Genomic DNA, 25,962 nt, shown 5'->3' with positions numbered 1-25,962 from the left:
GCCCGGTCCCTGCCGCATACCCTGCGCGCGGTGGACCGTGACGACGAGACGCTGGCCGAGCTGACGATGCTCACCGGCTACGACAACGATCTGGCCGGTGAGGTCAACCGCACCACCAACCGGCTGCGCGGCCTGCTCTCCCAGATCCATCCCTCTCTGGAGCGTGTGCTCGGCCCGCGCCTGGCCTACCCCTGCATTCAGGCCCTCCTGTCCCGGCACGGCTCTCCGGCCAGACTGAAGAGACTCGGCCGGGCCCGCTGCGAGGCCCTGCTGCGGGCACACGGCTCACGCAAGGCAAAGCAGCTGGCAGGAGAGATCTTCGACGCGCTCGCCGAGCAGACCCTCATCGTTCCCGGTACTGAGGCGTCCGCGCTGATCGTGCCGGGCCTGGCCGCCCAGCTCGCCGCCGCCCACGCCCAGCGACAGGCCACCGAGCAGGAGATCGCCGCCCTGCTGGAGGCCCTCCCTCTTTTCCACCTCCTGACGTCCCTGCCCGGCATGGGCGTCAGGACCACGGCCGCTGTCATCGTCGCGATCGGTGACGGCACCGGTTTCCCCACCGCCGGACACCTCGCTTCCTACGCCGGACTCGCCCCGGCAACGAAGTCCTCGGGCACCTCGATCCGCGGTGAACACGCACCCCACCGCGGCAACCGGCTCCTCAAACGTGCTCTGTTCCAGGCAGCGTTCGCCGCGATCGGCTGCAAGACCGACCTGTCCTCCCGGATCTATTACGACCGCCAACGCGCACGCGGCAAGACCCACACCCAGGCCATCCTCCGCCTGGCCCGGCAACGCGTGAACGTCATCCACGCGATGATCCGCACTGGCACCCTCTACGAACCGCACACCCCCGACGACATCACCCTCGCCGCCTGACGACCCCGCCCCCGCCGACCTCCCGGCCCCATCACACCCACCCACCGGCACGGCCCACCCCGGCCCCGCCGGCCACCGGGCTGCCCTCACGCACCCGATCCACCGGGAACGTCCCGCTTCGCGGGACGTTCCCGAAAACCAGCGCCACCCCAGGGAACCGACCTGACAGGGTTGACGAAACAGATAGGGGCACCCCCCGGACCTTCCGGGGCCGGTGGGCGGTGCGCGGGGGCCGGCCCCGTGCACCGCCCTCGCACATCGGCGAGGGACCGGGTGTCAGTACCGCAGCCCGTGGCCGACCGGGTACAGCACCCGCGCCGGATCGTCCGCGCGCTGCACCGGCACCGGCAGGGTGCCGCGCGGGCGGGCGTGCCCGGCGATGACCCGGGCGGCGGCGCGCAGTTCGACGTCGGTCCAGGAGTACGTGGCCAGGCTCGCCGCGAACCCGGTGCCCGCCAGCTGCGCGATGTCGTACGGGTTGCGGATCGCGATCGTGATCACCGGGATCCCGGTGGCCGCGAGGGCGCTCACCAGGGTGCGCTGGGAGCTGGTCGCGGACACGTTGTACGTCCCCACGACCACCGCGTCCTTGCCCCGGGCGGCGGCCACCGCCTCGTCGATCTTCGCCCGGGTGGGTGCGGTGCCGGTGGACAACGCCGTTGCCGTGAAGCCGAGTTCGGTGAACGCGGTGGCGAGGGTGGTGGTCGGCGGCCCGGTGGTGCCGGAGGGGGAGGCCGGGTCGGCGCCGACCACGAGCAGCTTCTTGTGGGAGCGGCGGGAGAGCGGCAGCACCGCGCCGTCGTTGGCGAGCAGGGTGGTGGTGCGCTCGGCGATCCGGTCGGCGGCGGCGAGGTGGGCGCGTGTCCCGACGACCCGGTCCACGTCCTTGTGGCTGACGAACGGGTCGTCGAACAGGCCGAGCTTCGTCTTCAGCCGCAGGATGCGCAGGATCGATTCGTCGATCCGGGCCTCGCTGAGTTCGCCGCTCTTCACGGCCGCGAGGACGGCGTTCCAGGCGACGGCGAGGTTCGGCGGGTTGAGCAACTGGTCGACGCCCGCCTTCAGGGCGAGGACCGGTACGCGTGCGTCGCCGTACTTCGTCCGTACGCCCTCCATGTCGAGTGCGTCGGTCACCACGACCCCGTCGTAGCCGAGTTCCTCGCGCAGGACGCCGGTGAGGATCGGGCGGGACAGGGTCGCCGGGTCCTCGGACGGGTCCAGTGCCGGTACCACGATGTGGGCGGTCATGATCGAGTCGATGTCCGCGGCGATCGCGGCCCGGAACGGCGGCGCGTCCAGCTCCGCCCACTCCTCACGGGTGTGGGTGATGGCAGGCAGACCGGTGTGGCTGTCGGTGCTGGTGTCGCCGTGACCCGGGAAGTGCTTGATCGTCGCGGCGACCCCGCCGGTCTGATACCCCTTCACCTGCGCGGCGACCATCCCGGCCACGGACCGCGGGTCGGAGCCGAAGGAGCGTACGCCGATCACCGGGTTGGCCGGGTTGACGTTGACATCCGCGTCCGGCGCGTAGTTCTGGTTGATGCCGAGTGCGGCCAGTTCGGCACCGGCGATCTGCCCGGCCCGGCGCGCGTCGGAGCGCGAACCGCCCGCGCCCAGCGCCATCGCGCCCGGCAGCAGCGTGGCGGGCTCGCCCACCCGGCACACGATGCCGTGCTCCTGGTCGGTGGAGACGATGAGCGGCAGGGGAGTGGGCCCGGCGAGCCCGGCGCGCTGGATGCCGTTGGAGAGGTCGGCGATCTGGTGCGGGTCGCGGGTGTTGTGGGCCCAGACGAAGTAGATGATCCCGCCGACGTGGTACTTGGCGATCAGCTCGGCGGCGGTGCGGACCCCGATCTGGGCCAGGTTGGCGTCGATGTCGGCCTGGTCGGGCGCGGTGGCGGAGTGCCCGTACACCCGCATCACGAAGAGCTGCCCGACCTTCTCCTCCAGGCTCATGCGGGAGATGAGCCGCTTGAGGCGCTTGGTGGTGGCGGCCGACCTGTGGTGCCCGGCGGGGTGTCCGCCGCGCGCGGCGGCCTGGGAGCCCGCGGCGGGGGAGGCCACGCCGGCGGGGGCGGCGACCCCGCCCGTGACGGCGACCGCGGCGGTGGCGGCGGTGACGGTGAGAAGCGTGCGTCTGGAGGTGCGGTGGGGCACGTGAGCTCCTTCGGCCTTGCTCGGGGATCGGGAACGAAGTGGTGAAAGAAACTTCCAAGGAGCACGGATATCCAGAAAATAACTTCCGGTCAAGGGTTCGGTCCGATACGGGCGATGACACGTGGAGGTGTGGGCGGAAATGCGCAGGGCCCGTCGGTGCCGCGACACGGCTTGGCGCCGACGGGCCCGGCGCCCTCGCGGGACCGGCCGGTCCGGACCCGCCGCAGGGTTTCGGCCCGGTCCCGTCGCGGGGTCCGGTCCGGGCCTGCCGCTGGGGTCGTTCGCCGCGCGGCCCGGCTCCGTACGGGTGACAATGGTCGTGTCATCGAGGACCGCGGAACCGGGCGACGTCGGTCGGCGGCCGATCGATGGAACCGACGTGACCGCGCCGCGCGGGAGTCCCGCCGAAATCCGGAGGGTGACGGCGATGCAGCAGGTCGGAGAGGTGCACGTGGCTGAAGGTCCCGCGTTGAACCAGGCCCGGCAGCAGGACCGGGATCAGCGGAACGGGCCCCGCCCGCCACGACGAGACGCACCGCCGACAGGTGCGCTGCAGCCGGACGCACTGCCGGGCGGGCACACCGTCCAGTGACGACCGGGGTGATGCCGTGACTTCGTGCCCAGGATGCGGTGCCGAGGTGCCGACGGGCGCCTGGACATGCGCGCGCTGCGGCCGGCCCCAGAGCGATCGGGGCGATCGGTTCGACGCGGGCTCCGGCCGCCGCGAGAGCCGCGCCGAGAGCCGCCGCGAGAGCCGTCGCGAGTTCGACGACGGCTCCCGGTATCGCGGGAGTCGTCGCGGATCCGACCAGGAATCCGGTCGCCGCGACAGTAGTTGGAGCCCCCCGCCGGACCGTCCGCCGCCCCCGCCGGACGACCGCTTCGGCGACCGTCCGCCTGCCGAGGCGCCGAGACGCCACAGCGCACCGGAGCCCTCGCCCCCGCCACCGCCCTCCGGGCCCGTGCGCGTCGTCGAGGGGCAGGCGCACGGCGTCCAGGTCCGGACCGAGCAGCAGCGGGACACCTCCGAGGCGGTGTGGACCTTCCGTGTCGAGCGGTACGACGACTCCGGGAACCGCGTCCAGCTCGTCCCCGTGGAGATGCGCGGATACCGGGTGGAGGGGGCCATCAGCGACGGCGACTGGGTGCGAGGCTCCGGCAGGATGAAGTCCGGGACGTTCCGTATGAACGAGGTGGAGAACCTCACGACCGGGACGAGCGTCCGAGCCAAGGGCATTCCCCGGATCGCCCTGGTCTTCGTCTTCGTCGTCTTCGCCCTCATTCTCGCGTTCATGATCTGGGGCGCCGTTCAGATGTTCGGCACCGGCTGAGCGAGGAGCCCCCGATGCCCGTCGAGAGCCTCACCGCGCAGGACGTGGACTGAGCGACTCAGCACCCATGCCGGGGCGGGAGCCGACCCCCCTCCTCCGCCTCAAGCCAGGCCGAGCGCGGTCCCGTGCGGGGGCATGACCCAATCGCAGTTCGCACGCCAATGCGGCTTAACCCAGTCAGCTGTCTCGCGGCTCGAAAACAGCCGATCAGGCACATACAACATGATCACTTTGGCGAAGGCCGCAACAGCCCTGGGGCTCCCCTTCGAACTGGTCGGCCTTGCCAATCAGCAGTCGAACGGAATCCCTCCCGTGGAGCGTCGCGAATTCCTCGCCACTGGCCTAGCAGCAGCCATACCAGCCGCACTTGCCCCATCAGCCGGGCCGACGGGCGGCGACTCGTCTCCGGCCGCTGCCCTACGCCTGGTCACCACCTCGTACCGGCGCCTCGACGCGACGACCATCTCCAGTGATCTTGCCGACACAGTCCACGGACACCTACGGCTCATCCAGAGCGTTGCCCAGTCCGAGACGAATGCAGCCTGTCGTGCTCGCATGGCCTCGGTCGGCAGCGAGGCCGCGAGCTTCGCCGCTTGGCTCGACTGGGACATGGCCGACTACGGCTCCGCACGCCGCTGGTACGGTTCCTCGATCAAAGCCGCCCATGCCTCCGGCGACAAGCTCCTCGTCGCCTACCAAGTCGGCAGCTTGGCCAGCTTCGAAGCCGACACGGGGGCCCCGCACGAAGCCTTGCGTCTGGTCAGCGAAGCCCGCCACCACCTCGGAAATGACGCTCCCGTCCTTGCAACCGTGTGGCTGGCATCCATCGAAGCCATCGCTTACGCAAGCAAGGGCGACCGCTCCGCCTGTGAACGCGCCCTGCGTACGTGTGAACGCCATGCGAGCAAGATGCCTGTCGGCCCCGTCGTCTGGCCTTGGATCTTCGCCTTCGACCAGCGCAAGATCGCCTCCTGCCGCATCACCTGTGCGTCCCGCCTCGCCCCCGTGCTACCGATTCGGGTATCGGACAAGGACATTGCTGTCGCGCTCAGCAATGGCAACGACAAACAGAGGGCGCTGCTGACCATCGACGCCGCCACCAGCCATCTCAGATCCGGTGACGCGGATGTCGCATTCGCCCTGGCCTCACGCGCCCTTGGAGAAGGCATCCGGCTCCGCTCGGGAAAGATCGTTGAACGGGCGCGACGCCTCCGCTCCACCTACACGGATCTCGGACGCACCGCTATGGTGCGCGAGTTCGACGCTCAGCTACACACAACCTATCTGTAGAGAGACAGCCACACATGCGCATCGGTATCACCGGCCACCGCGGCCTCCCCTCGGACGTGGCCGAACAGGTTCGTGCCAGCCTCGCCGCTCAGATCGAGACGCTGGACACCACCGACCTCGTGGCCATCAGCTGCATCGCCGACGGTCCTGACACATGGTGGGCACAGATCGCGCTCGACGCGGGCGCCAAGCTCGAAGTCGTCATCCCGGCAACCGAATACCGAGCCGGACTGCCCGACTGGCACCACCCCGACTACGACCACCTGCTCAGCAGAGCTTCGGGCGTTCACCGTACCGGGCTCATCGAGTCGACATCGGAAGCTCATCAGGCTGGTAGCGAAATCCTCGTAGGTCTGTCCGACCGCCTCCTGGCCGTATGGGACGGCAAACCCGCCCGTGGCTTCGGAGGAACGGCAGATGTCGTCAGCTATGCACGCGAAACAGGCGTGCCCGTCACCATCGTCTGGCCAGACGGGGCCTCGCGGTAGAGACGAGGCGGGCGTGTGACTCTGCCCGGTCAATGACGTGCCGTAGTGATGGCCTTTGTGGTCCATTACGGTTGAAACTGCTGCCCACCCCTGCGCCGGATACTCCGACTTCCGAGGTGCTGGCCTTTCGCGAGAAATATGCTACCGAGCGAGAACGCCTAATCGGCGCCACGCAAACTATGCTCAGCGATCTGCGCCGCGACTGGGAGCATCCGGCTGACGTGCTGAGACAAATGCAGGTGGAGTTGTCGCAGGCCCGTGAGGAATATCAGTCGGCTGTGAGAGATAGTCGCATGGCATGGGTCTCCAGATCTATTGCGGCCACCGTGGGAGTGGCTACCGCCGCTGCAGGTGCCTTAGCTTTTCCCGAGCTTGATTGGGTCGCTGCAATAGCGGGGAGTATTGGATTCAATATTGCTACTCGCGAGGTCCGCCCGATATTTCACGCACGGAACGGTCACCCGTTCAGCTATCTGCACCACGTCGATCGTGAGCTGGCCTAAAAACAACTATCCTCGATGGTGGCGAGCCAGCAGTTGTGATCCGACTGTTCGGCGACGCGGTCGATCAAGTGGTCGGTGCGGTTCTGGAATTTGGCAAGCTGATTCGAGGTGTTCAGGACGTCCATGCTTCCGCCATCGCAGAGGGAGAGGATGCCCGGTGTGGCATTTCGGCAGCTCCAGCAACTCCTTCTGCGCCCATCGGTGCTTCCTCCGTTTCGCGGTGTAGTGCGAACGCTGCGAGAGGCGCGAGACCCGAAGCCACTCGTGGTACGGACCGGTTCACTGCGCGGTCACTTGCCAAAGTATTCCTCGCGGCTCGGCAAGTCGTCGCTCCCGCGTCGTTTGACCTCGCCAGGTCCGGCCGAAGCCGCGGAGGCGGACACCGTCACTCCGGCCGGACGCGTGGCAGTGGTACCGGGGCGGCTGTCGGCGGGCGCGGGAGCCGACCGGCGCCCTACCGCCCCGCCGCCCCCAACCGCAGCAGGTGGTCCCGGCCGGCGGCCAGCAGGCCCGGAAGTTCCGCCGCCGCCGGGTGCCACCGCTTCTCGTACTCCCAGCAGACCCAGCCGTCCCAGGCGTCCCCGCCGAGCGCTTCCAGGCAGGCGGCCAGCGGCAGTACCCCGGCGCCGAGCGGCAGCGGCGTCGGGTCGTCCGCCGCGGCGATGTCCTTGACCTGTACGTAGCCCAGGTGCGGGGCCAGCACCGCATGGCCGGCGGCCGGGTCCTCGCCCGCGAGCCAGGTGTGCATGACGTCCCACAGCGCGCCGATCCGCCGGTGCCCGACCGTGCCGACGACCCGGGCCACGTCGGCGCCCGCCCGGTGCGAGTCATGGGTTTCGAGCAGGACGCGTACGCCCAGGTCCTCGGCGTGCGGCGCGGCGGCGGCCAGCCTCCGGGCGGCCGTCTCGTCGGCCGTCGCGGGGTCCTGGCCGCCGCCGCCCGGGAAGACCCGTACGTTCTGCGCGCCCAGGTCGTGGGCCAGCTCCACCAGGGCGGCGATCTCGTCCAACACGGGCCCGTCGTCGCCCTCGGCCGCGACCCGGGCGTATCCGGCCACGGTCAGGATCTCGACGCCGTGCTTCTCGAACTCCTCGGCAACGGCGGCCCGTTCGGAGGCCGAGAGGCCCGGGTGCACCGGCTCCTCCGGATGGGCGCGCAGCTCCACGCCCTGATAGCCGTGCTCGGTGGCGAGCCGGACGACCTCCGCCATCGGCATGCCCGGCACCCCGAGGGTCGAAAAAGCGAGCTTCACGTGCGTGGTCCTTCCGTCGTCGCCGTTCGCCACTGCTCGGCTTCCGGACGCACGTCACGGCTCCCCGTCGTTCAGCACGGCTCTCGGAGCAGCTGTTCCAGACTACCCAGCAGCCGCAGCGCGTCCGCCCGCTGACGGGGGTCCAGCCGGCCGCCCGCGCCCGGCGTCCCGGTATCGGCCGGCGCGTACGCCACCACCCGCAGTGCCGCGGCGGCCTGCCGGGCGAACATCGCGAGCAGGTCCAGTTCCCGCAGGTCCGTACGGGCGCACGGCGACGGGTCGAGCACCTCCAGCACGCCGAGCACCCGGCCGTCGCTGATCAGCGGGGCCGCCATCAGCGCGCTCGGCACGTACTCGGTGGACTCGGCGAGCGACCGGTCGAAGGACGGGTCGGCATCGAGGTCGTCCACCACCATCGGCTCGCCCGAGGTCGCCACCCAGCCCGCGATCCCACGCCCGGCCGGGAAGCGGCGGCCCACCAGGAACTCCTCGCCCTGTCCGGAGACCGCCTGGAACACCAGCTCGTCGGCCTCCTCGTCCAGCAGGAAGACCGAGCTCGCCGCCGCGCCGAAGATGGCCCGCGCCACGTCGACGACGGACTGGAGAAGTTCGCGCCGGGCCGCGGCCACCGCCGGGAGCGCCTCCTGGGCCGTTCCCGGAGTCACTGACGCTGATTCGGTTCCTGGAGTCATCAGACCTCTCCTGCCGGATCGGAGGGCCGCGGGCCGAACCGCACGTTCGCCGCGGAGAGATAAAGAGCGTTCTTGAGCTGGAAGGCCGTCATCCTGGGGTGTGCCGACAGGAGACGCGCGCACAGCCCGCTGATGTACGGGGTCGCGAAGCTGTTCCCGGTGGTACGGATCGATGTGCCGCCCAGCCAGGGCACCGACACGTTCTGGCCGGGGGCGAAGAACTCCACCGGCGGTTCGGGGTTGTAGAGGTGCAGATCCGGGTCGTCCTCCTGGTGGCTGCCCACCGAGATCACCGACGCGAACCGCCACGGATAGCTCTCCACCGGGCTGTTGTGCGCCGAGGCGACGACGACCGTGCGGCTGAAGTAGGCGTGGTCGGCCAGCGCGTGCAGCTCCTGGGCGAACCGGGCGCGGGTGGTGGACAACGACAGGTTCACCACGTCGAAGCCCTGCTCGACCGCCCATCGCAGCCCGGCGAGCAGGACGTCCCCGGTGCCGGAGAACCGTTCCCCCAGGACGCGGACGCTGTACAGCTCGCACTCCGGGGCGGTCCGGCGGACAATCCCCGCGCACGCGGTGCCGTGCCCGCAGGTGTCCCCGGTGTCGGTCTCCCTGATCTCGGTGTCGCCGGTCTCCGGGTCCTTGACCACCACCCAGGAACCGGCCACCGGCCCGACCCCCGGGTGGTCGCGCTCGACCCCGGAGTCCACCACGCAGACCCGCACGCCCCGCCCGGTGCCCGGCACGGGGCCGCCGTCGCCACCGCCGTCGCCGGGCCGGGGACCGGGGTCGGCCCGCACCACCACGTCGTCGGGGCCGCGCCCCCGCAGACTCCACGTCAGCCCCGCGTCGGGCGAGGCGGCGTGTGCCGGGGCCGGCCGAGATGCCGGTGCGGGTACGGGTGCCTGTCCCGGTCCGGGGGCCGTTTCCGTGGTCGTCATCCTCAGCTCTTCTCCGTCGTGGCCGCCGCCGGTCCCGCGGCGAGCCGCGCCGCCCACCGCTCGCCCGGCAGATGTCCCTTCTCCGCGAACCGTTCCCGGGCCTCCCGCGCCGCCGCCGCTGCCCCGTCCGGATCGTCCAGCAGTGCCAGCGTCCGCGCCCGGTCCAGCGACGCGGTGGCCCGTACCAGCGGCGAGTCGGTCAGCAGGGCGTCCTGTACGGCGCGGTCCGCGCGGCGCAGGGCGGCCTCCCGCTCCCCGGCCTCCGCCGCCAGCCGGGCACGCAGCCCGGCGAGGTCCACCCGGTCCGCGTGCGGCAGCGCTCGGGGCGCCCCGACCTCTTCGAGCCACGGACCGGCGGCGTCCGGCCGGCCGTCGTCGAGCAGCAGCCGCGCCGCCTCCAGCGCGATGGCCGGCCGCATGGACCGGGCCCCGGCGCGCGCCGCCGCGCGGTCCGCCCGGACGAGCAGGCCCAGGGCCGGATCGGTGTGCCCGAGCAGCGCCTCGACCGTCGCCCGGAACACCGGGATGAAGACCTCCGCCTCCGCATAGCCCAGGTCCTCGGCCAGTTGTTCCGCCTCGGCCAGGCACTCCCCGGCCCGGTCCGCCCGGCCGTGCAGCGCGTGGAGCACGGCCAGCGGACAGTTCAGCGTGGTGCGTACGGCGGGCCGTCCGGCCCCGTGCGCGGCGAGCAGGTCCCGGCAGCGCGCCACCGCGACCGGTACCGGTTCCGGGCCCCGCCACAACGAGATCCCGATGGCGCCGAGCGCCGCCGCCCGTTCCGGTTCGGCCTCGGCCCGCACCGCGTGGTCCAGGGCCAGCGTCAGATCGCGGTCGGCCTCCTCGTGCCGTCCGGCCCGCTGCAACTGCTGCGCCAGCCGCAGCCGGGCCCGCGCCTGGCCGACGGAGTCGCCCGCGGACTCGAAGAGCGGCAGCACCGTGCGGGCGGCCGAGGACATGCTCACCGCGCCCGGGTCGAGCGACGCCAGCGCGAGCCGGGCGTGCGCGGCCTCCACCGGAGCCGCCTCGACGGTCAGGACCTGTCTCAACAGGCGTTCACCCTCCTCCGGGTGACCGAGCGCCAGCCGTACCTCGCCGAGCCGGCGCAGCGCCGGTGCCGCGGCGGGGTCGCCCGGCGGATGCAGGGCCACGGCCCGCTCCAGCAGTCCCCGCGCCCAGTGCAGATCGGAACGGGCCAGCGCCTGCGCCCCCGCCGACGCGAGCGCGGACGCGGCCCGGATCCGCAGGGCATCGGCCCGGCCGTCGGCCAGACCGAGTTCGGTGCGGTACCGGTACGCCCGCTCCAGGTGACCGCCGACCGCCGCCTCGCCCGTAGCCGTCACACTGGGCAGTTCGGCCGCCCAGGCGTGCCGTTCCGCCTTGGCCCGCTTGGACATCGAGGCGTACGCGACCTCCTGGACCAGGCCACTGCTGAACCGGTGCCGTCCCGCGTCCGGATCGCCGCCCGGCGCGGCCTCCACGAGACGGCGCCGCCGCAGCCGGGTCAGCGCCCGAGTCACCCGGATCCGGTCGTCGTCCTCCGGCACCGATGGCCCTTCCTCCAGCGGGGTGCGGGAGACGGGGGAGGAGAAGAGGGAGGCGGAGGAGGCTCCGGGGGTGCCGGAGGCATGGTCGGGGTGCTCGTACGGGTCGTACAGGCCGTACAGGCCGTACCGGTCCACGGTCTCCGCCGCGCGCGCGGCCCGGGTCAGCCGGACGAGTTCCGGCGCGGTGAAGTCCCGGCCGAGGACCGCGGCCAGGTCGAGGGTGGCGCGTTCGGTGCGCTCCAGCGCGCCGATCCGGGCGCCGAGCAGCGCCTGAAGGGTCGGCGGAAGCGCCGGTTCGCCGGTGGTACGGGGGCCCGGAGGCGGGGTCGGCCGGTCCGGCCCGGCGGGGATCAGCAGCTGTTCCAGATACAGCGGATTGCCTTCGGCGCGGTCGTACAGGTCATGGCCGTGGAGACCGTGCCCGTGCGCTTCATGCCCGTGCGCGCCGTGCGCGTGCGTCTCCTGCCCGTGCGTCTCCTGCCCGTGCGCCTCGTGTCCGTGGGGTCCGTCGCCGTTCCCCGCGGTCGCGGTCGCGTCCGCCGTTCCGGTCAGCGTGCGGACCAGCAGGGCCGCCTCGGCGCGGGACAGACCGGCGAGCGGCAGGACCTGGGCCGGGTGCGCGGGAGGATCGGCGGCGGGCGGGGGGCCGTCCGGGCGGCCCGGGCACACCATGAGCACGCCCGCCCGGCCGAGCGGCCCGGCCAGCCGGTCCACCGTCCGCACCAGCAGCGGCTCGGCCCAGTGCCAGTCGTCGATGACCAGCACCACCGGGAGCCGGGCCGCGGCCCTGCCCAGCACGCTGATCAGGGCCGCGCACATGTCCTCGAACGGGGCGTTGGGCGTGCCGTCGTGCAGCAGGCCGCCCCGCAGCACCGCCCGCGCGTCCGCCACTGCCGCCCTCGCCCGCCCGGCCGCCGCGCCGAGGGACTCCCGGGCGTCGGGGGAGGCCAGCGCCTCCCGTACCGCGTCGGCCAGCGGGGTCAGGGTGCCGTGGTCGCCGTAGCTGCGGCAGCGCCCGGTACCGATGACCGGTCGGCCCGGTCCGGCGAGCCCGGCCAGCCATTCGCGCGCCAGCCTGGTCTTGCCGATCCCGGCGTCGCCGACCAGACGGACCAGCCCCGGCCCCGCCTCGCGGGCCGTCCGGTCCAGGGCCTCGTCCAGCACCGCCCGTTCCTCTGCCCGGCCGATGAACGGCACGTCGAAGCGGCGCAGCAGTTCGGGGTCGTCGGCGCCGAGCGCGATCAGGCGGTACGCGGTCACCCGGTCGCTCTTGCCCTTGAGCCGCAGCGGGCCGACCTCCTCGACGACCACGGTCGGCCCGGCGGCCTCCAGGGTCTGCGGGCCGATGAGGATCTCGTCGGTGGCGGCGTTCTGCTCCAGCCGGGCGGCCACGTTCACGGTCTCGCCCGAGACCAGTGCCTGCCGGGCACCCGCATCGGAACCCGCCACGACCGTACCGGTGTTGACGCCTATCCGGACGCTGAGCCGGATGCCCAGCGAGGCCTCCAGCTCGGTGTTGAGATCGGCCAGCGCCTCGCGCATCCCGAGCGCCGCGGCCAGTGCCCGCCGCGCGTCGTCCTCGCGCATCACGGGCACTCCGAAGACGGCCATCACGGCATCGCCGATGAACTTCTCCAAGGTGCCGCCGTGCGCCTCGATCCGTTCGCTCATGACGGCGAAATAGCGCAGGGTCACGGTGCGCAGGGTCTCCGGGTCGAGCTGTCCGGACAGGGTCGTCGAGCCCACCAGATCGCAGAAGACCGCGGTGACCAGCTTGCGCTCGTCCTCCGGAGGCGCGGTCGCGGCGGCTGCCGGGCACGGGGTGCCGCAGGACGGGCAGAACCGTGCATCGGCGGGCAGTCGGTGCCGGCACGAAGTGCAGTTCATCGGCGCTTCCTCTCTGCTCGTCGCTGCTCGCATCTGCTTGTCCGCTTCTCTTCTTGCCTTCGCCTGTCCTCGTCGGCTTCCGCTGGAGCCGGTGGGCCCGGTGCCGGTGGGGCTTGTTACTGGCACCGGGCACGGCGCCGGCGCCGAGAGGCCCTGGAACAGGGCGCCGCCCGGCCCCGCCTCCGGCCGAGTGGCGGCAGTTCGACGTTGCCGGGAGCGGCACTAGAACAGGGCTCCGCCCGCGATCTCGCCGTGCGCCTCCACTTCGGGTCCGACGGCGTCCAGCCGGGACTTGATGTCGAGCAGCACGGTGAGTTCCTCCGGCGCGAGGTCGTTCAGCACCCGGCGCTGTTCATCGGTGAGCAGATCGACGGCGAACCCGGCGCCGTACAGCACGGCGAGCCGGTCCGGTGGTTCGGTCATGACGGGCCTCCCATCGAGACGGACCGTCCGGCCCCCCGCACCGGACGGTCCGGTACGGCGCGCCCGAGCCGGACGAACAACTGGGTGAGCGCGTCGGTGGTGTGCAGGGCGCTGACGGCGACCGCGGTCTCCTGCCCCCGCGACAGCGGCAGTCGGTCGAGCAGCGCGTGCAGCTCGGCGAAGTGGCCGTCGTCGAGGCGCGCGTGCTCGTGCACGGTACGGAAGGCGGGGGCGGGCAGCCCGGTCAGCCGGGCCAGCCGGGGCGCGAGTCCGGCGGCCGGGGCGTGGCCCTCCAGAACGGCGATGTAACCGAGCAGCGCCACCGGGTGGTGGTGCTCGATCCAGTAGTACTGGGCGCCCGCCAGCGAGGCGACGAGCGGATCGGGCACCCGGTCCACCGCGTCCCGGGGGTCGGCGCCGGCCGCCGCCAGGTCCTCCAGCAGCCAGGCGTCGTGGTTCGCCTCCTCCCGGATGTGACCGTCCAGATAGGGGACGAGCGAGGCGCTCAGCGGATCGCCGTACCGCTCCAGCAGCGCGGCCCGTTCGGCGGCACGTTCCATCAGCGGTACGGAGGCGCGGATCACCGCGTGCATCGTGCTCAGGTACGCCTGGTAGCGGGGCAACAGGCCCTCGGTACGCCACAGTCCGGCCAGGGCCGTCCGCAACGCCGGTTCGGCGAAGGACAGCTTGACGCGCAGCCGCTCGGAGGCCGACGGCCGGCCGGCCGCCGATGGGCCCTCGGAGGCGGACGGTCGCTCGGAGACGGACGGGGTGGTCGGTTCGACGGCACTCATGTCCGGGTGCCTCCCGTCACCCCGTACGGAGCCGGGTACGCGGCCGGTGACGGAGCCTGGTCGGGGGTCTGCTCGCCGCCGCCCGGGGCCGCCACCAGGTCGGCGTACGCGGCGCAGCCGTGGCGCCTCACCAGGGCCACCGGCCCCTGGGCGTGCTGCTGCCGGGCCGCGGTCAGGTCGAGCAGCGCGCCCGCGGCGCCCGCTGCCAGGGCACCGGCCGCCGCGACCACCTCCGACCGGTCGCCCAGCGCCCGGCAGTCCCCGCAGTAGGAACCGGACGGGGTGCCCGGCGCCCACCGCTGTCGCAGGTGGGCAGGGCCGACCGTGCGGACGAGCCGCAGCAGCGGGGACCGCAGCGTCCGCGCCCGTACGGAGGCCCAGTCGTCCTCCGCGACATGACCGAGCCGCAGATGGGGCGGGGCGGGGCGGCGGTCCACGGTGTCCTGGTTGCAGCAGGCCAGGACCGTCCCGTCGAAGGCGACCACCGGCCAGGCGGCCATCGCGCACGGCAGCGCGCCCCCGCCGCCCGGCTCGTCACGGGCGGCGGGGACGGTACGCGCCGGGCGGGCCCAGGACGCCGCACGGCCGAACGGCCGCACCTCGTTGACCAGGGACGGCACCGTACCGCCGAACGTCCGCTCTATGTCCGCGGTCACGTCCGCGAGATAGGGGTCGTCCTCGCCGGTCCCGGTGAGGTGGAAACTGACCGCGACCCCCAGCCCGCGGATCTCGCGTACCGCCCGGAACACCGCGGCCCGGGGCACCTCCCGCTCGTGATGCAGGTCGAGGCTGGCGGAGAAGTGGTCGAGCGTGCGGACCGCCCGCCGCACCGGTTCCGGGAGCCCGCCCGACCGGGCGAAGAACATCCCGCTGAGCAGCGCGGTCCGGGTCCCGACGGCCCGCGCGGAACGGGCGAGTGCGGCCACCAGGCGCGGCCGGAGCAGCGGTTCACCACCGGTCAGCATCATCACCTCGGGCCGGTCCGCGGCGGTGAACGAGGAGACGAACCGTTCCAGCGCCTCCGCCCCCGGTTCCTCCCGTACCTCCGGTGCGGAGCCGGTGGAGCAGTGGGCGCAGCGCAACGGGCAGCGCCGGGTCAGGGTGACCAGCACTCCACCGGCCGGGACCGGCCGCAGTCCGATGAGTTCGGCGAGTTCCATCCGGCCGTCTCCTTCGGGCGTAGGGGGCGTCTCCGTGCGCGCGTCGTGCGGGAGGTATGGAGGTGCGTGCGCGAGGTACTGGGCGTGCGCGAGGTACTGGGCGTGCGGAACATGCGGGAACCACGGGAGGTGCGGGAGGTGCTGGAACGAGGTACGGCGCGCGGTGGCCGTGCGCGTACACAGCCTCCGGCCGGACGGTTCGGCACCGGCCCGGCACCGGCCCGGAACCGGTATGGCCGCAGGCCGGACGCCGTCCGGCGGACCGCCGCCCGGCCCGGTGGCCGCCCCCGTACCGCTGTCCGCCCCCGTCCGTCGTCCGTCCATCCCCGGTGAGCAGCCGCGATACCGCCCCCATACCGGCGTCGAGCCGTTTGCCAGGCCGGGGTTCCTAACTTTCTGGTCAGCGGCAGGCACCCGCCGGCCGCACCGGAAGGACCGGGCCACGCCCGGGGCGACCGGAGACGACCGCGATAGACGAGTGGACGGAGACCACCATGTCCGAGAACACCAAGCCCGTCGCCGACGACAACAACGAGACCCCCGAGGTCGAGGCGCACTCCGTGCTGGACCTCCAGGAGACCGCCGTCAACCACGAGCGCGAGATCGACGGCAGCTGCGTCAGCACCGTGAGCCTCGTTCTGTCGGAGCAGTAAGGGCTGATGACCGGGCCGCGGCGCCACCCCGGGGAAGGAACGTCTTCCCCGTGGCGCCCGGCCGGCCGAAACGGGGCGGCTCCGTGTCACGGAGACCGCCCCGCCTCGATTTCCCGGGCCGGCCCCGCGTTCACCGGGTCCCCGCCCCCCAGCCAGGCCGTCGCCTTCGCCGGGCCACCGGCCGAGCCCTGTCCCCGAATCACCGACCGGGAGCCGACGATGGCCGCCACGCTACGAACCAACCGGGACTTCCGACTGCTGTGGATGAGCGGCCTGTTCGCCGTTCTCGGCACCCAGATGACCGCACTGGCCCTGCCTCTCCTCGTGCTCCGCGAGACCGGATCGGCCGTGCAGGCCGGTGCGATCAGCACGGTGTCCGTCACCGCGGTCCTGATCACCATGCTCCCCGGCGGGGTGATGGCCGACCGGGTGGAGCGCCGCAGGCTGATGCGCCTGTGCGACCTGGGCAGCTTCTGCGTCGTCGGCGCCCTCGTCGTGGCCGTGTGGACCGGGCACGTCCCGCTGCCGCTGGTGCTCCTGGTCGCGGGCGCGGGCGCCGTCATCGGCAGCCTCTACGGGCCCGCAGCCTTCGGGCTGATGCGGAGCGTCGTACCCCCCGAGGACATGGGGACCGCGACCGCCCGCCTCCAGGCCCGTACCGCCACCGCGCGGCTGGTGGGGCCGATGGTCGGGGGCGCCCTGTTCGGACTGCACCCGGTCCTGCCGTTCCTCGCCGAGGCCATCGGGCTGCTGCTGTCCACGATCTGCGTGGCCCTGGTACGCACCCGGTCCAGGTCCGAGGCCAGGGCCGGATCCGCCTTCAGCAAGGCCGAGTTGACCGCCGGGCTCTCGTTCCTGTGGCGGCTGCCCTATCTGCGGACCGTGCTCCTCGTCTTCGGGCTCGGCATGAACTTCGCCTTCGGTGCCCTGACGTTCACCGCGCTGACCGTCTTCTCGGGCGGCGGGAGGTCCGGGCTCGGCGGCGGCACCGTCGTCACCTTCATCTCGGTCGGGGCGCTCACCGGCGCGCTCCTCGCCCCCCGGCTGCGCCCCGAACGCCATACCTGGGCGCTGATCGCCGCCACCTGCTGGTTCTGCGTGGCGGGCGCCCTCGCCATGGCCTGGGTCCGGATCCCGTTGTTCGCCGGTCTGCTCTGCGCCGCCTGCATGTGCCTGTCCACCGTGGCCAGCATCGGCTTCCTCTCCACCCTGCTGGCCGTCACCCCCGGTGACCGGGTGGGCAGGGTGCAGAGCGCCGCCGGGTTCCTCTCCTCACTGGTCCAGCCGTTCGGGCCATTGGCCGGGGGCGCGCTTCTCACCGCCTTCGGCAGCCGCGCGACGTTCGGGGCGATCGCCACGGTCCTCGCCGTGTCCGCCGCCGTCGTCACGTTCGCCCCGTCCGCCCGGCCGGGCCCGGCGGTGGTCGCGGCGGCCGCCTCTTCCAGGTCGGGCGCCTCCCCGGGGCCCACCGAGTCCTCCGGCGCCGCCGAGTCCTCCGGCGCCGCCGAGTCCTCCGGGGCCACCGAACCCTCCGGGGCCACCGAACCCTCCGGCCCGGCCGAGGACGGGAGCCCGGCACCCTCCGCACCGTACGAGGAGGAGACCCGCGCGGACGCGATCGCCGACGACGGAACCCCCGCGATCCGGACCCCCGCGAACGGGGCCCTCGCGCACGAGACCGGTGCGGACCGCACCGGGGCCGGCAGCCCCCGCCCCTGACCACGCGTCACAGGAGACCAGCCCAGGAGGTATGCCGTGCCCGGCATCCAGGAGACCCAGCTCTACTGCCTCGCCGACCGCCGCTACTACGAGACCCCGGCCCGGCTGCCCGACGAGGACACCCGCTACCCGCTCGACCGCGCCGAACCGCCCGAGGGCTGGCGGCGCGGCACCACCGGCCTGTGGACCGCGTTGCACCCCGCCTCCGCCCAACTGCCCGAGCAGGGCTGGAAGATCCACATCTCCACCCTCCCCGACGAGGCCGAACGCACTCTCGCCGACACCGCCCGGATCTGCCTGGAACAGGGGGTGCCGTTCAAGTTCCTGCGCAGCGCACGCGCCCTGCGGCTGATGTCGGCCAAGTACATGAACCGGTCCGGTGCCGGCAAGTTCCTCACCCTCTACCCCGACGGCGAAGCCGCGTTCCTGCGGGTGCTGGACGCCCTGACCCGGGCCCTGGACGGGCGCAGCGGACCGTACATCCTCAGCGATCTGCGGATCGGGAACTCTCCCGTCCACGTCCGCTACGGCGCGTTCGTCGAGCACTGGTGCCGGGACGTCGACGGGAACCGGGTCCGCGCGATGCGCCACCCGTCCGGCGAACTCGTCCCCGACACCCGGGGCGTGGTCTTCCGGATACCCGAGTGGGTGACCGTCCCCGAGCCGCTGCGCCCCCATCTCGCCGCTCGTGCCGCCGCCCGCGACGACGACTTCCCGTACAAGGTCACCAAGGCACTCCAGTTCTCCAACGCGGGCGGCATCTACCTGGCCGAGCACCGCACCACCGGGCAGCAGGTGGTGCTGCGCGAGGCCCGGCCGCACTGCGGTCTCGACCCCGCAGGGGACGACGCCGTCACCCGGCTGCACCGTGAGCACCGGGCCCTGACCCGGCTCGCCGGACTCGACTGCGTGCCCGAGGTGTACGGCGTCCGCACGGTCTGGGAACACCACTTCCTGATCGAGGAGTACATCGAGGGCACCACCCTGTTCGACGAGATCGTCGAGCGTTTCCCGCTGGTACGCGGCGAACGCACCCCCGCCGAACTCGACGCCTACTCCCGCTGGGCCGAATCCGTGACGACCGGGCTCGCCGAGGCCCTCGACCGGATCCACGCCCGCGGGCTGCGGTTCGCGGACGTGCACCCCGCCAACGTCATCCTCCGCCCCGACGGCCGGGTCGTCCTGATCGACTTCGAGTACGCCACCGATCTCGACGACCAGGACACGCCGCTCGCCGGCGCCCCCGGACTCCAGGCGCCGCTCGGCGTCAAGAGGGGAGCCGAGGCGGACGCCTACGCGCTCTGGGCGATCTGGCTGCACACCCTGATGCCGCTGATGGAGGTGACCGACCACGACCGGGGCAAGGCCCTCACCATCGAACGCTGGGCCCGTGCCCGGTACCGGCTGGGTCCCGACGCGGGGCCGCCGCGACCGGCCGTCCTCGCCCACGGCCTGCCGGCGGACAGCGGCGAGCCGACGGTGGACGGGTTGCTGCGCGGTCCGGTACCCGACTGGCCCGGCATCCGTGAACGGCTGCTGGCCGGCATCCGCGCCGGGGCCACACCCGAGCGCACCGACCGGCTCTACCCCGGCGACCTGGCGGGCTTCGCCACTGGTGGTGCCTGCGCCGCCCATGGCGCCGCCGGGGTGCTGTACGCGCTGCACCGCGTCGGCGCCCCGGTCCCCGACGAGCACGTCGACTGGCTGGCGCGGGCGGCCCTGCGGCGCGACCCGGACGCTCCGGGCGGGCTGTACGACGGGCTGCCCGGCATCGCCGTGGTGCTGGCCCGGCTCGGCCGCCGCGAGGAGGGCCGTGAACTGCTCGACCGGGCCCTGCGGGCACCTGCCGCCACCTCCGCCGATCTGCGCACCGGCACGGCGGGGACGGCGCTGGCCGCCCTGCGGCTCGCCGCGCCCGACGCGGAACTCCTCGACGCGGAACTCCTCGACCGGGCCCTGCGGACCGCCTGGGAACTCGATTCGCTGGTCCGTGGCGAGGCCACCGACGGCCCGCCCGCACCGCCCTCGGCGGGCCTGCTGCGCGGGCTCTCCGGAGCCGCGCTGCTCCAGCTGGAGCTGTACGCGCTCACCGGCGAGGACTGGCTGCTGCGGGCCGCCGGGGCGGCTCTCACCCGGGAGGCCGGGCACTGCGTGGACATGCCCGGCGGCAGCGTGCAGGTGAAGGACGGGAAGCGTCATCTCCTCTACCTGGACCAGGGCAGCGGCGGTATCGCGCTGGTCGCCCAGCGCTACCTGGCCCACCGGCAGGACCCGGCGCTCGCCGCACTGCTGCCCGGTATCGAGGAGGGGTGCGTCCTGGAGTTCGTCCGCGAGCCGGGGCTCGTCACCGGCCGCAGCGGACTGGCGGCCACCGCCCATCAGCTGGCACGTCCCGGCCACCGGTCGGCACGCCATGGGAACGGCGGCATCGAGGCGTGGCGCCCCGAACTGCTGGAGTCGGTGCGGAACCTCTCCTGGCATCTGGTCGCCGAACAGGACCGGCTGCTGGTGCCGGGAGCGCGACTGCGCCGGTTCTCCGCCGACTTCGCGACCGGCGCGGCGGGGGTGCTGCTCGCCCTGCACACGATGTTCGCCGCGCCCGACGAACGGCCCGACCTGCTGGACGTGCTGACGCTGGGGTGATGAGCGACGCGGCCGGCCGCCCCCTTCTTCCCGGGGCGGCCCGCCGCGTCGTGCTCGCCCCGTTCCTCCCCTCCCCGGGGCGAGGCCGGGCGGCCTGCCGCGTCGTGCTGACGCGGACTCAGCCCACCGGCAGCGCGGTACGGGAGACCGTGGCCGCCGGGTCGGCGAGTCCGGGGCCTGCGGAATCCCCGGCGACTCCGGGCACCTCGAAACCCTCGGGCACACCGGGGACCCCAGCCGTGCCGGTTACGCCGGCCACGCCGGGCGCCCCGGGGACTTCGGTTCCTACCGGGGTGGACGACCGCTCGCGGGCGTACAGCGCGGTCAGGCGCGGCAGCTCGTAGAGCACCGCGTGCGCGGTGACCTCGCCGCTGGGACACGTCACCACGCCGGCGGCGATCAGCGACTCCAGCGTCCGCAGCGCCCGGCGCTCGTCGCAGCCGAACGCCGCCGTCGCCTCCGGCAGCGTGAACGGCCCCTCGCGTACCGTCCGGGCCAGCCGGGCCAGTGCGGGGCGGCTCCCGGACGACAGGTCCTGCCAGCCGGAGGCCAGTCCGGCCCGCACGGACACATCACCGGCCACCAGTTCGTCCAGGGCCCCGTCCGGATCGGCCAGCCGCTCCGCGTACTCCGCGAGCGGCAGATGGCGCATCACCGCCAGCCGCATGCCGCTCACCCGCACCGCCAGCGGCAGATGGCCGCAGGACTCGGCGATCCGCAGCGCCGCGGCCCGGTCCAGGCCCACTCGCCCCGGCCCGATCAGCCGGCCGAGCAGTTCCAGCGCCTCGGCCGGGGCCAGTGGGGGCAGCGCCATCCGGTGCACCGGGGCCAGTCCGGCCAGCTGGCCCCGCGCGGTCAGCACGAACGAGCCGCGGCCGGTGCCCGGCAGCAGTTCGCGAACCGTCCCCTCGTCCGGTACGTCGTCCAGCACGACCAGCGGGCGGTGCCCCGCCGCCCAGTACCGCCAGCGCTCCGCGTCCGGCTCCGGCACCGGACCCGCCGGGTCGGCGGCGCCAGCCCGCCGCAACAGCTCGCCGGCCAGCCCCGAGGGCGGGCGCACCACCCCGCGTTCGTCGCGGACCCGTAGGTGGATCAGACCGTCCGGATACCGCTCCGCCAGCAGCCGCGCCGCCCGGACCGCGAGGGCCGTCTTCCCGGTTCCCGCGGCCCCGGTGACCACGACCACCCGGCCGCTCTCCCCGTCCAGGACGTCCAGCAGTTCACGCAGTTGCTCGCCCCGCCCGGTGAAGTCGGGGAGAACGGCGGGAAGTGCGGGCGGTGCGGTCGGCGACACCGGTACGGGCGCCGCCGCCGGTGCCGGTGTCGCGGCCTTTCCCTGCCCCGGTGCCGGCATCGGTCTCGAGGCGCGGCCCGACGCCGCAGGTGTCCGCGAGCCCGCCCCGGACGCCGACCGGGGGCGGTCGCCGTCGCCCCGTCCGGTGAGTATCGCGCGGTGCCTGGCGGCGATGGCGGCCCCCGGCTCCAGCCCCAACTCCCGTGCCAGCGACTGGCGGTAGTCGTCGTACACGGCCAGTGCCTCGGCCCGGCGCCCGGTCCGGTGCAGCGCGTCCATCCACGCGGTACGGATCCGCTCGCGCAGCGGATGCCGCTCGGCGAGGTCCCGCAGCCCGTCCACCACGGCGGACGCCCGTCCCAGGGATATCTCCGTCTCGGCCCAGTCCTCGTGCACGGTCAGACACCGGGCCTCCAGCCGTTCCGCCTCGGCGGCGACCTCCGGGGAGTCGCACAGCCCGTGCAGCGGCGGCCCCTGCCACAGATCCAGTGCCTGACGCAGCAGTCCGGCGGCGGCCGAGGGGTCGCCCTCGTCGGCCGCCCGCCGCCCCGCCGCGGCCAGTGACCGGAAGCGCAGGCTGTCCAACTCCTCCTCGCCGACCCGCAGCACATAGCCGCCGCAGGAGTGCGCCAGCCGTTCCCGGTCGTCGCCGTCCGGCCCTCCGGAACATCGCGCGCCCAGCAGTGCGCGGGCCGAACTGACGTACACCTGAAGGTTCTTGCGTGCCGTACGGGGTGGCGCGTCCGGCCACACCGCGTCGGTCAGGACGTCCACCGGCACCGGGGTGTTGGGCCGGCTGAGCAGCATGGCCAGGACGAGCCGTTGTTTGCGGGGGCCGAGCGGCAACGGCCGCCCGCCCACGCTTCCGGAGAGCGGGCCGAGGAGCGAGAGGCTGAGCGCGCCGGGCGGCGATGTGCGGGTGGGGGGTGGGGTCATGGACGGGCCTCCGAAGAACCGGGGACGGACAGCTGTCTGCCGGTCGCACACCTGGATGGTCCGCCGGGGGTGACCGCCACCACATCGGTGCCGTTCCCGCATGTTCCGTACCGGAGCCCGACCAAACCCGCCCCGTGCCCCCATGTTGGACACCCGGACCTCCACGATCCGCCCCGCCGGGCCCCGACCCCGCCCGTCCGGCCCTCGCCCGGGTATCCGTGCGGGCGATTCGTGGGTGGGCGGGCAGGCGGGTGCGTGCGTCCGTGCGCGACGGGCGTGGCCCGGTACGCGTCGGCACGCGACCGAGGCGTCCGCACGCCGTGCGTGTCAGTCGTGTTCCGCCGCGCACTCGGCGGAGAACTCGCAGAGCGCCGCCCGGTCCGACCGCCCCGTCTTGCTCAGCAGGCTCGCCATGTGCTTCTCCACCGTGCGCGGCGATATCGACAGCCGCCGGGCGATCTGCTGGTTCCCCGGCCGTTCCGCCAGCAGCACGAAGACCTCGTACTCGCGCGGCGTCACCCCGCTCGTCCGCAGCCGGGCCGGTATGCGGTCCCAGCCGCCCCGGTGCTGCCCGACGCTGACCCCCGCCTGCCGCAGCCCGGCACGGCAGGCGGCGGCGACCGGCTGGATTCCCGCCGCGTAGAAGTACTCCTCCGCCGCCCGCAGCCAGGCGACCGGCTCGCCCCATTTCTCGGTGAGCGCCGCACCCGCTGCCAGCCGCAGCCCCAGATGACGGGCGAGGGGGAACACGGCCGCGTCCGCGACCGCCGAACGGACCATTCGCGCGGCCCGTTCCGTATCGCCTTCCCTGCCCCGCAGGACGGCATCGGCCAGCCGCAGGAACAACTGGTTCCAGGCCAGGTCGGCGCCCGGACTCCCCAGTACGGCGGCGAGTTCCGCCCGTCCGTCCAGCCCCTCGATGGTCCGCAGCAGCGGGCGCAGCCCGTGCCGCCCGCTCAGATAGAAGAAGCTTGGGTGCTCGCTCTCCCAGGCCAGCGAGGCATCGAGATCGGCCAGCGCCTGGCCGCGGTCCTCCTCCAGCAGCGCGGCGAAAGCACGGCACAGCCCCAGTTGCAGAGGAACGAGCAACGATTCCTCACCGCCCGCTCGGCGGAACCGGACCAGCGCCCGGTCCAGGTCCCGTCTTCGGCCCCGGTGCGCCGCGAGCGTCGCCGAGGCCAGCAGCAGGTAGCGGTGCGCCCCCAGGTTGCGGATCCGGGCGCTGGCGGCCACCGACCGCTCGACGATCTCCTGCGCCCCGTCCCACTCGCCGCGCATCACCGCGTTCATGGCGAGCAGCCCGTCCACGGTCTGGGTCGGCACCAGCGCGCCGAGCGACTCCGCGGCGGTCCGGGCCGTCTCCAGCCGGGCCGGATCACCGGTCCGCATGAACGTGTTGGCTCCCAGCCGGACCAGCGCCTCCACCCGCCACACCGGGAGGGCGTGCTGCTCGGCCACGGACAGCATTCGCTCCAGACAGGAATCGGCCTCGTCGAAGCCGTGCTCCCGGGACAGCAACGCCAGCAACTGCCATGCCTGGCAGGCGACCACGGGGAGGTTCCGCTCCTCGGCCACGGCGGCGGCCCGCCGCGCCGCGTCTCGTACGGCCTCCCGCGCCTCCCCTTCCTGGGCCGCCTTCTCCCGGCTCTCCTGCCCGGGGCGCGACTGCTCGGGCAGGGACTGGTCAGGAGCGGTGCGCCCGGGTTGGGGCTGCTCGGGTCGGGACTGGCCGGGCAGCAGTGCCAGATGCCCCTCCACCACGTCGAGCGCCGCCTCCTTCTCCGGCGGGGGCGCCGCGCCCAGCAGGCTCCGCGCGGCCCTGATCTGACCGGCGGCCTCCTCCGTACGCTCCGCCATCACGGCCGCCCACGCGATCCGGACATGGGTCTCGCCGCGCTGCTCGGCGGCCTGCGAACGGGCCGGCACCGGGGGCAGTTCCGCGGCCAGGGTCAGGGCCGTGTCCAGCTCGCCCGCCTCGGCATGGGCGACCGCCAGCGCCTCGGTGACGGCCCGTACGTCGGACGCGTGGGCCAGTGAACGGGCCCGGTCCAGCAGGATGACGGCGGAACCCGACGCGCCCGCCGTGAGCATCCGCCGTCCGACGGCCGCGAACTGCCGGGCCGCGCCGTGCCTGTCGCCCCCGGCCATCTGTAAGGAGGCCATCAACTGGAGTTGCTCGTCGCCGAGTTCGTGCGCGACCGCCTCCAGGGAGTGCGCCGCGCGGCGTGCCATCGCGGCCCGCTCGGCCGGGGCCAGGGAGGCCACCAGCGCCTCGGCGGTCAGTGCGTGCCGGAAGGTGTAGCGGTCGGGGTCCGCCCCGTCGGGGGCGATGATGCTCGCCTCGACGGCGGAGCGCAGATGGCTGAAGAGCGTGCGGTCGTCCAGCCCGGTGACGGTCTGGAGCACGGAGACGGAGAACTGACTGCCCAGCGTGGCCGCGCACAACAGCACTTCGCGCACCGGTGCGTCGAACCGGTCCAGCCGCCGTGCCCAGCTGCGCACCACCCCGGTCGGCACGGCCGCGTCCGGGCTGCAGTACGCCTGCCACCGGTCCCCGGAGCGTCGCAACTGCCCGGAGTCGAGCAGATCGGCCAGCAGCACCTCGACCAGATACGGATTGCCACCGGCCCGCCCGGCCAGCCGCTCGTGCGTGGCCTGCGGCACCTCCTCCGGGGTGGTCTCCAGGCACGAGGCGGTCATCTCCAGCACCTCCGCCGCACCGAGCGGTGTCAGCTCCCGCACGGTGGCGACCTGCCGCTGCTCGGCGGAACGCACCAGGTCGAGGGCGGCGCCGGGCTCCGGGCGCAGTGTGCCCAGCAGCAGCACCGGCAGCTCCGCCACGTTGTCGATGACATATTCGACCACCGCGATCGTCTCGGTGTCGGAGTCGTGCAGATCCTCCAGCAGGATCACGCACCCGTGCTCCTTCCCGAGCACCGACAGCAGCCGCAGCAGCGCCTCCGCCAGCTCGACCACCGTCTCCGGGTAGCCGGGCGAGGAGCCCCGGCGCCACTCGGGCACCAGCCGGGCCAGCGCCGGACGGTACGGGTCCAACTCCGGGTCGGTGGGCGGCCCGGCCGCCCGGAACCGGGAGGACAGCGCCTCGATCAACGGCCGGAACGGTACGACGAGTCCGGTCGACGTGGCCCTGCCGCGAAGCACCGGCATGTCCCGCGCGTACGCCCGGTACGCGCACTCACCGACCAGCCGGGACTTGCCGATGCCCGCGTCCCCGACAAAAAAAACCGCACGCCCCGAACGTCGCGACGCGTCGTCCAGGGCGTTGCCCAACAGGCAGGTCTCTGTGACTCTTCCGACAATCACCGACGAAGTGGCACGCATGGACGCAGGCTACTTGAGCCGAATCCGTCGGGGG

General features: G+C 73.3%; 19 protein-coding genes. 8 read left to right on the top strand and 11 right to left on the bottom strand.

The features are described 5' to 3' along the window. Window positions 1–879 (top strand): IS110 family transposase (locus AB0E67_RS10350; protein ID WP_362023483.1); only part of this gene is annotated, 879 nt, incomplete at its 5' end. 276 nt (window positions 880–1,155) lie between these two features. Here AB0E67_RS10350 and AB0E67_RS10345 read toward each other — a convergent pair. After that, a complete protein-coding gene (locus AB0E67_RS10345; protein WP_362023481.1) occupies window positions 1,156–3,036 on the bottom strand; it encodes a glycoside hydrolase family 3 protein in 1,881 nt (626 codons plus the stop codon). A 962-nt stretch (window positions 3,037–3,998) separates the two neighbouring features. On the opposite strand from AB0E67_RS10345, the gene AB0E67_RS10340 reads away from it, so the two are divergent. From AB0E67_RS10340 to AB0E67_RS10325, 4 genes are all read left to right on the top strand, one after another. Then, window positions 3,999–4,367 carry a hypothetical protein gene (locus AB0E67_RS10340; RefSeq protein WP_362023479.1) on the top strand — a complete coding sequence of 123 codons (369 nt, stop codon included), beginning with the start codon at window positions 3,999–4,001 and terminating at the stop codon, window positions 4,365–4,367. Window positions 4,368–4,502: 135 nt separating this feature from the next. Then, the gene (locus AB0E67_RS10335; RefSeq protein ID WP_362023477.1) at window positions 4,503–5,657 is read left to right on the top strand and encodes a helix-turn-helix transcriptional regulator; all 1,155 of its coding nucleotides are present in this window, start codon (window positions 4,503–4,505) and stop codon (window positions 5,655–5,657) included. 14 nt (window positions 5,658–5,671) lie between these two features. Beyond that, window positions 5,672–6,145, top strand: a complete 474-nt coding sequence (locus AB0E67_RS10330) for a hypothetical protein (RefSeq protein ID WP_362023475.1) — start codon at window positions 5,672–5,674, stop codon at window positions 6,143–6,145. Window positions 6,146–6,216: 71 nt separating this feature from the next. Beyond that, window positions 6,217–6,648, top strand: a complete 432-nt coding sequence (locus AB0E67_RS10325) for a hypothetical protein (RefSeq protein WP_362023473.1) — start codon at window positions 6,217–6,219, stop codon at window positions 6,646–6,648. Here AB0E67_RS10325 and AB0E67_RS10320 read toward each other — a convergent pair. The 8 genes from AB0E67_RS10320 to AB0E67_RS10285 form a co-directional block, all read right to left on the bottom strand. Next, a complete protein-coding gene (locus AB0E67_RS10320; RefSeq protein WP_362023470.1) occupies window positions 6,645–6,773 on the bottom strand; it encodes a hypothetical protein in 129 nt (42 codons plus the stop codon). The two genes, AB0E67_RS10325 and AB0E67_RS10320, sit on opposite strands and share 4 nt — an antisense overlap. Window positions 6,774–7,102: 329 nt before the next feature. Then, window positions 7,103–7,900 (bottom strand): sugar phosphate isomerase/epimerase family protein, encoded by a 798-nt coding sequence (locus tag AB0E67_RS10315; RefSeq protein ID WP_362023467.1) that lies wholly within the window; start codon window positions 7,898–7,900, stop codon window positions 7,103–7,105. A gap of 71 nt (window positions 7,901–7,971) precedes the next feature. Next, window positions 7,972–8,592, bottom strand: a complete 621-nt coding sequence (locus tag AB0E67_RS10310; RefSeq protein WP_362023465.1) for a GAF domain-containing protein — start codon at window positions 8,590–8,592, stop codon at window positions 7,972–7,974. Beyond that, window positions 8,592–9,533 (bottom strand): S8 family serine peptidase, encoded by a 942-nt coding sequence (locus AB0E67_RS10305; protein ID WP_362023463.1) that lies wholly within the window; start codon window positions 9,531–9,533, stop codon window positions 8,592–8,594. Before AB0E67_RS10305 ends, AB0E67_RS10310 begins: the two co-directional genes overlap by 1 nt. Before the next feature lie 2 nt (window positions 9,534–9,535). Beyond that, the gene (locus AB0E67_RS10300; protein ID WP_362023461.1) at window positions 9,536–12,964 is read right to left on the bottom strand and encodes an adenylate/guanylate cyclase domain-containing protein; all 3,429 of its coding nucleotides are present in this window, start codon (window positions 12,962–12,964) and stop codon (window positions 9,536–9,538) included. A gap of 222 nt (window positions 12,965–13,186) precedes the next feature. Continuing rightward, complete coding sequence (locus AB0E67_RS10295) at window positions 13,187–13,387, bottom strand: aroma-sacti cluster domain-containing protein (RefSeq protein ID WP_073783162.1); 201 nt, start codon at window positions 13,385–13,387, stop codon at window positions 13,187–13,189. Then, window positions 13,384–14,181, bottom strand: a complete 798-nt coding sequence (locus AB0E67_RS10290; RefSeq protein ID WP_362023458.1) for an iron-containing redox enzyme family protein — start codon at window positions 14,179–14,181, stop codon at window positions 13,384–13,386. Before AB0E67_RS10290 ends, AB0E67_RS10295 begins: the two co-directional genes overlap by 4 nt. Continuing rightward, window positions 14,178–15,341, bottom strand: a complete 1,164-nt coding sequence (locus AB0E67_RS10285; protein ID WP_362023455.1) for a radical SAM protein — start codon at window positions 15,339–15,341, stop codon at window positions 14,178–14,180. The genes AB0E67_RS10290 and AB0E67_RS10285 overlap by 4 nt, the downstream gene beginning before the upstream one ends. 494 nt (window positions 15,342–15,835) lie before the next feature. Here AB0E67_RS10285 and AB0E67_RS10280 point away from each other — a divergent pair, with 494 nt between their 5' ends. The 3 genes from AB0E67_RS10280 to lanKC all read left to right on the top strand — a co-directional run bounded on the left by AB0E67_RS10280 (window position 15,836) and on the right by lanKC (window position 20,356). Then, on the top strand, window positions 15,836–15,994 hold the full coding sequence (locus AB0E67_RS10280; protein ID WP_199883168.1) for a hypothetical protein: 159 nt from the start codon (window positions 15,836–15,838) through the stop codon (window positions 15,992–15,994). 219 nt (window positions 15,995–16,213) lie between these two features. Further along, a complete protein-coding gene (locus AB0E67_RS10275; protein WP_362023452.1) occupies window positions 16,214–17,713 on the top strand; it encodes an MFS transporter in 1,500 nt (499 codons plus the stop codon). 36 nt (window positions 17,714–17,749) lie between these two features. Continuing rightward, window positions 17,750–20,356, top strand: a complete 2,607-nt coding sequence (gene lanKC / locus AB0E67_RS10270; RefSeq protein WP_362023450.1) for a class III lanthionine synthetase LanKC — start codon at window positions 17,750–17,752, stop codon at window positions 20,354–20,356. Between the two features lie 118 nt (window positions 20,357–20,474). On the opposite strand, the gene AB0E67_RS10265 is transcribed toward lanKC, so the two are convergent. Continuing rightward, complete coding sequence (locus AB0E67_RS10265; protein WP_362023448.1) at window positions 20,475–22,586, bottom strand: BTAD domain-containing putative transcriptional regulator; 2,112 nt, start codon at window positions 22,584–22,586, stop codon at window positions 20,475–20,477. A gap of 327 nt (window positions 22,587–22,913) precedes the next feature. Then, entirely contained in the window at window positions 22,914–25,928 is a 3,015-nt protein-coding gene (locus AB0E67_RS10260) for an AAA family ATPase (RefSeq protein WP_362023445.1), read from the bottom strand. Window positions 25,929–25,962: the final 34 nt, after the last annotated feature.

The organism is Streptomyces sp. NPDC032161 (assembly GCF_040636995.1).
Taxonomy (GTDB): domain Bacteria; phylum Actinomycetota; class Actinomycetes; order Streptomycetales; family Streptomycetaceae; genus Streptomyces.
Note: the sequence above shows the minus strand (reverse complement) of the source record. Positions and strands in the feature narration are given on the sequence as shown.

Excerpts from the sequence above, each read along its gene's own strand:
- AB0E67_RS10295 (WP_073783162.1), bottom strand. The coding sequence starts at position 13,387 with ATGACCGAACCACCGGACCGGCTCGCCGTGCTGTACGGCGCCGGGTTC.
- AB0E67_RS10280 (WP_199883168.1), top strand. The coding sequence starts at position 15,836 with ATGTCCGAGAACACCAAGCCCGTCGCCGACGACAACAACGAGACCCCC.
- AB0E67_RS10285 (WP_362023455.1), bottom strand. The coding sequence starts at position 15,341 with ATGGAACTCGCCGAACTCATCGGACTGCGGCCGGTCCCGGCCGGTGGA.
- AB0E67_RS10290 (WP_362023458.1), bottom strand. The coding sequence starts at position 14,181 with ATGAGTGCCGTCGAACCGACCACCCCGTCCGTCTCCGAGCGACCGTCC.
- AB0E67_RS10310 (WP_362023465.1), bottom strand. The coding sequence starts at position 8,592 with ATGACTCCAGGAACCGAATCAGCGTCAGTGACTCCGGGAACGGCCCAG.
- AB0E67_RS10260 (WP_362023445.1), bottom strand. The coding sequence starts at position 25,928 with ATGCGTGCCACTTCGTCGGTGATTGTCGGAAGAGTCACAGAGACCTGC.
- AB0E67_RS10305 (WP_362023463.1), bottom strand. The coding sequence starts at position 9,533 with ATGACGACCACGGAAACGGCCCCCGGACCGGGACAGGCACCCGTACCC.
- AB0E67_RS10320 (WP_362023470.1), bottom strand. The coding sequence starts at position 6,773 with ATGGACGTCCTGAACACCTCGAATCAGCTTGCCAAATTCCAGAACCGC.
- AB0E67_RS10300 (WP_362023461.1), bottom strand. The coding sequence starts at position 12,964 with ATGAACTGCACTTCGTGCCGGCACCGACTGCCCGCCGATGCACGGTTC.
- AB0E67_RS10275 (WP_362023452.1), top strand. The coding sequence starts at position 16,214 with ATGGCCGCCACGCTACGAACCAACCGGGACTTCCGACTGCTGTGGATG.
- AB0E67_RS10265 (WP_362023448.1), bottom strand. The coding sequence starts at position 22,586 with ATGACCCCACCCCCCACCCGCACATCGCCGCCCGGCGCGCTCAGCCTC.
- AB0E67_RS10335 (WP_362023477.1), top strand. The coding sequence starts at position 4,503 with ATGACCCAATCGCAGTTCGCACGCCAATGCGGCTTAACCCAGTCAGCT.
- AB0E67_RS10330 (WP_362023475.1), top strand. The coding sequence starts at position 5,672 with ATGCGCATCGGTATCACCGGCCACCGCGGCCTCCCCTCGGACGTGGCC.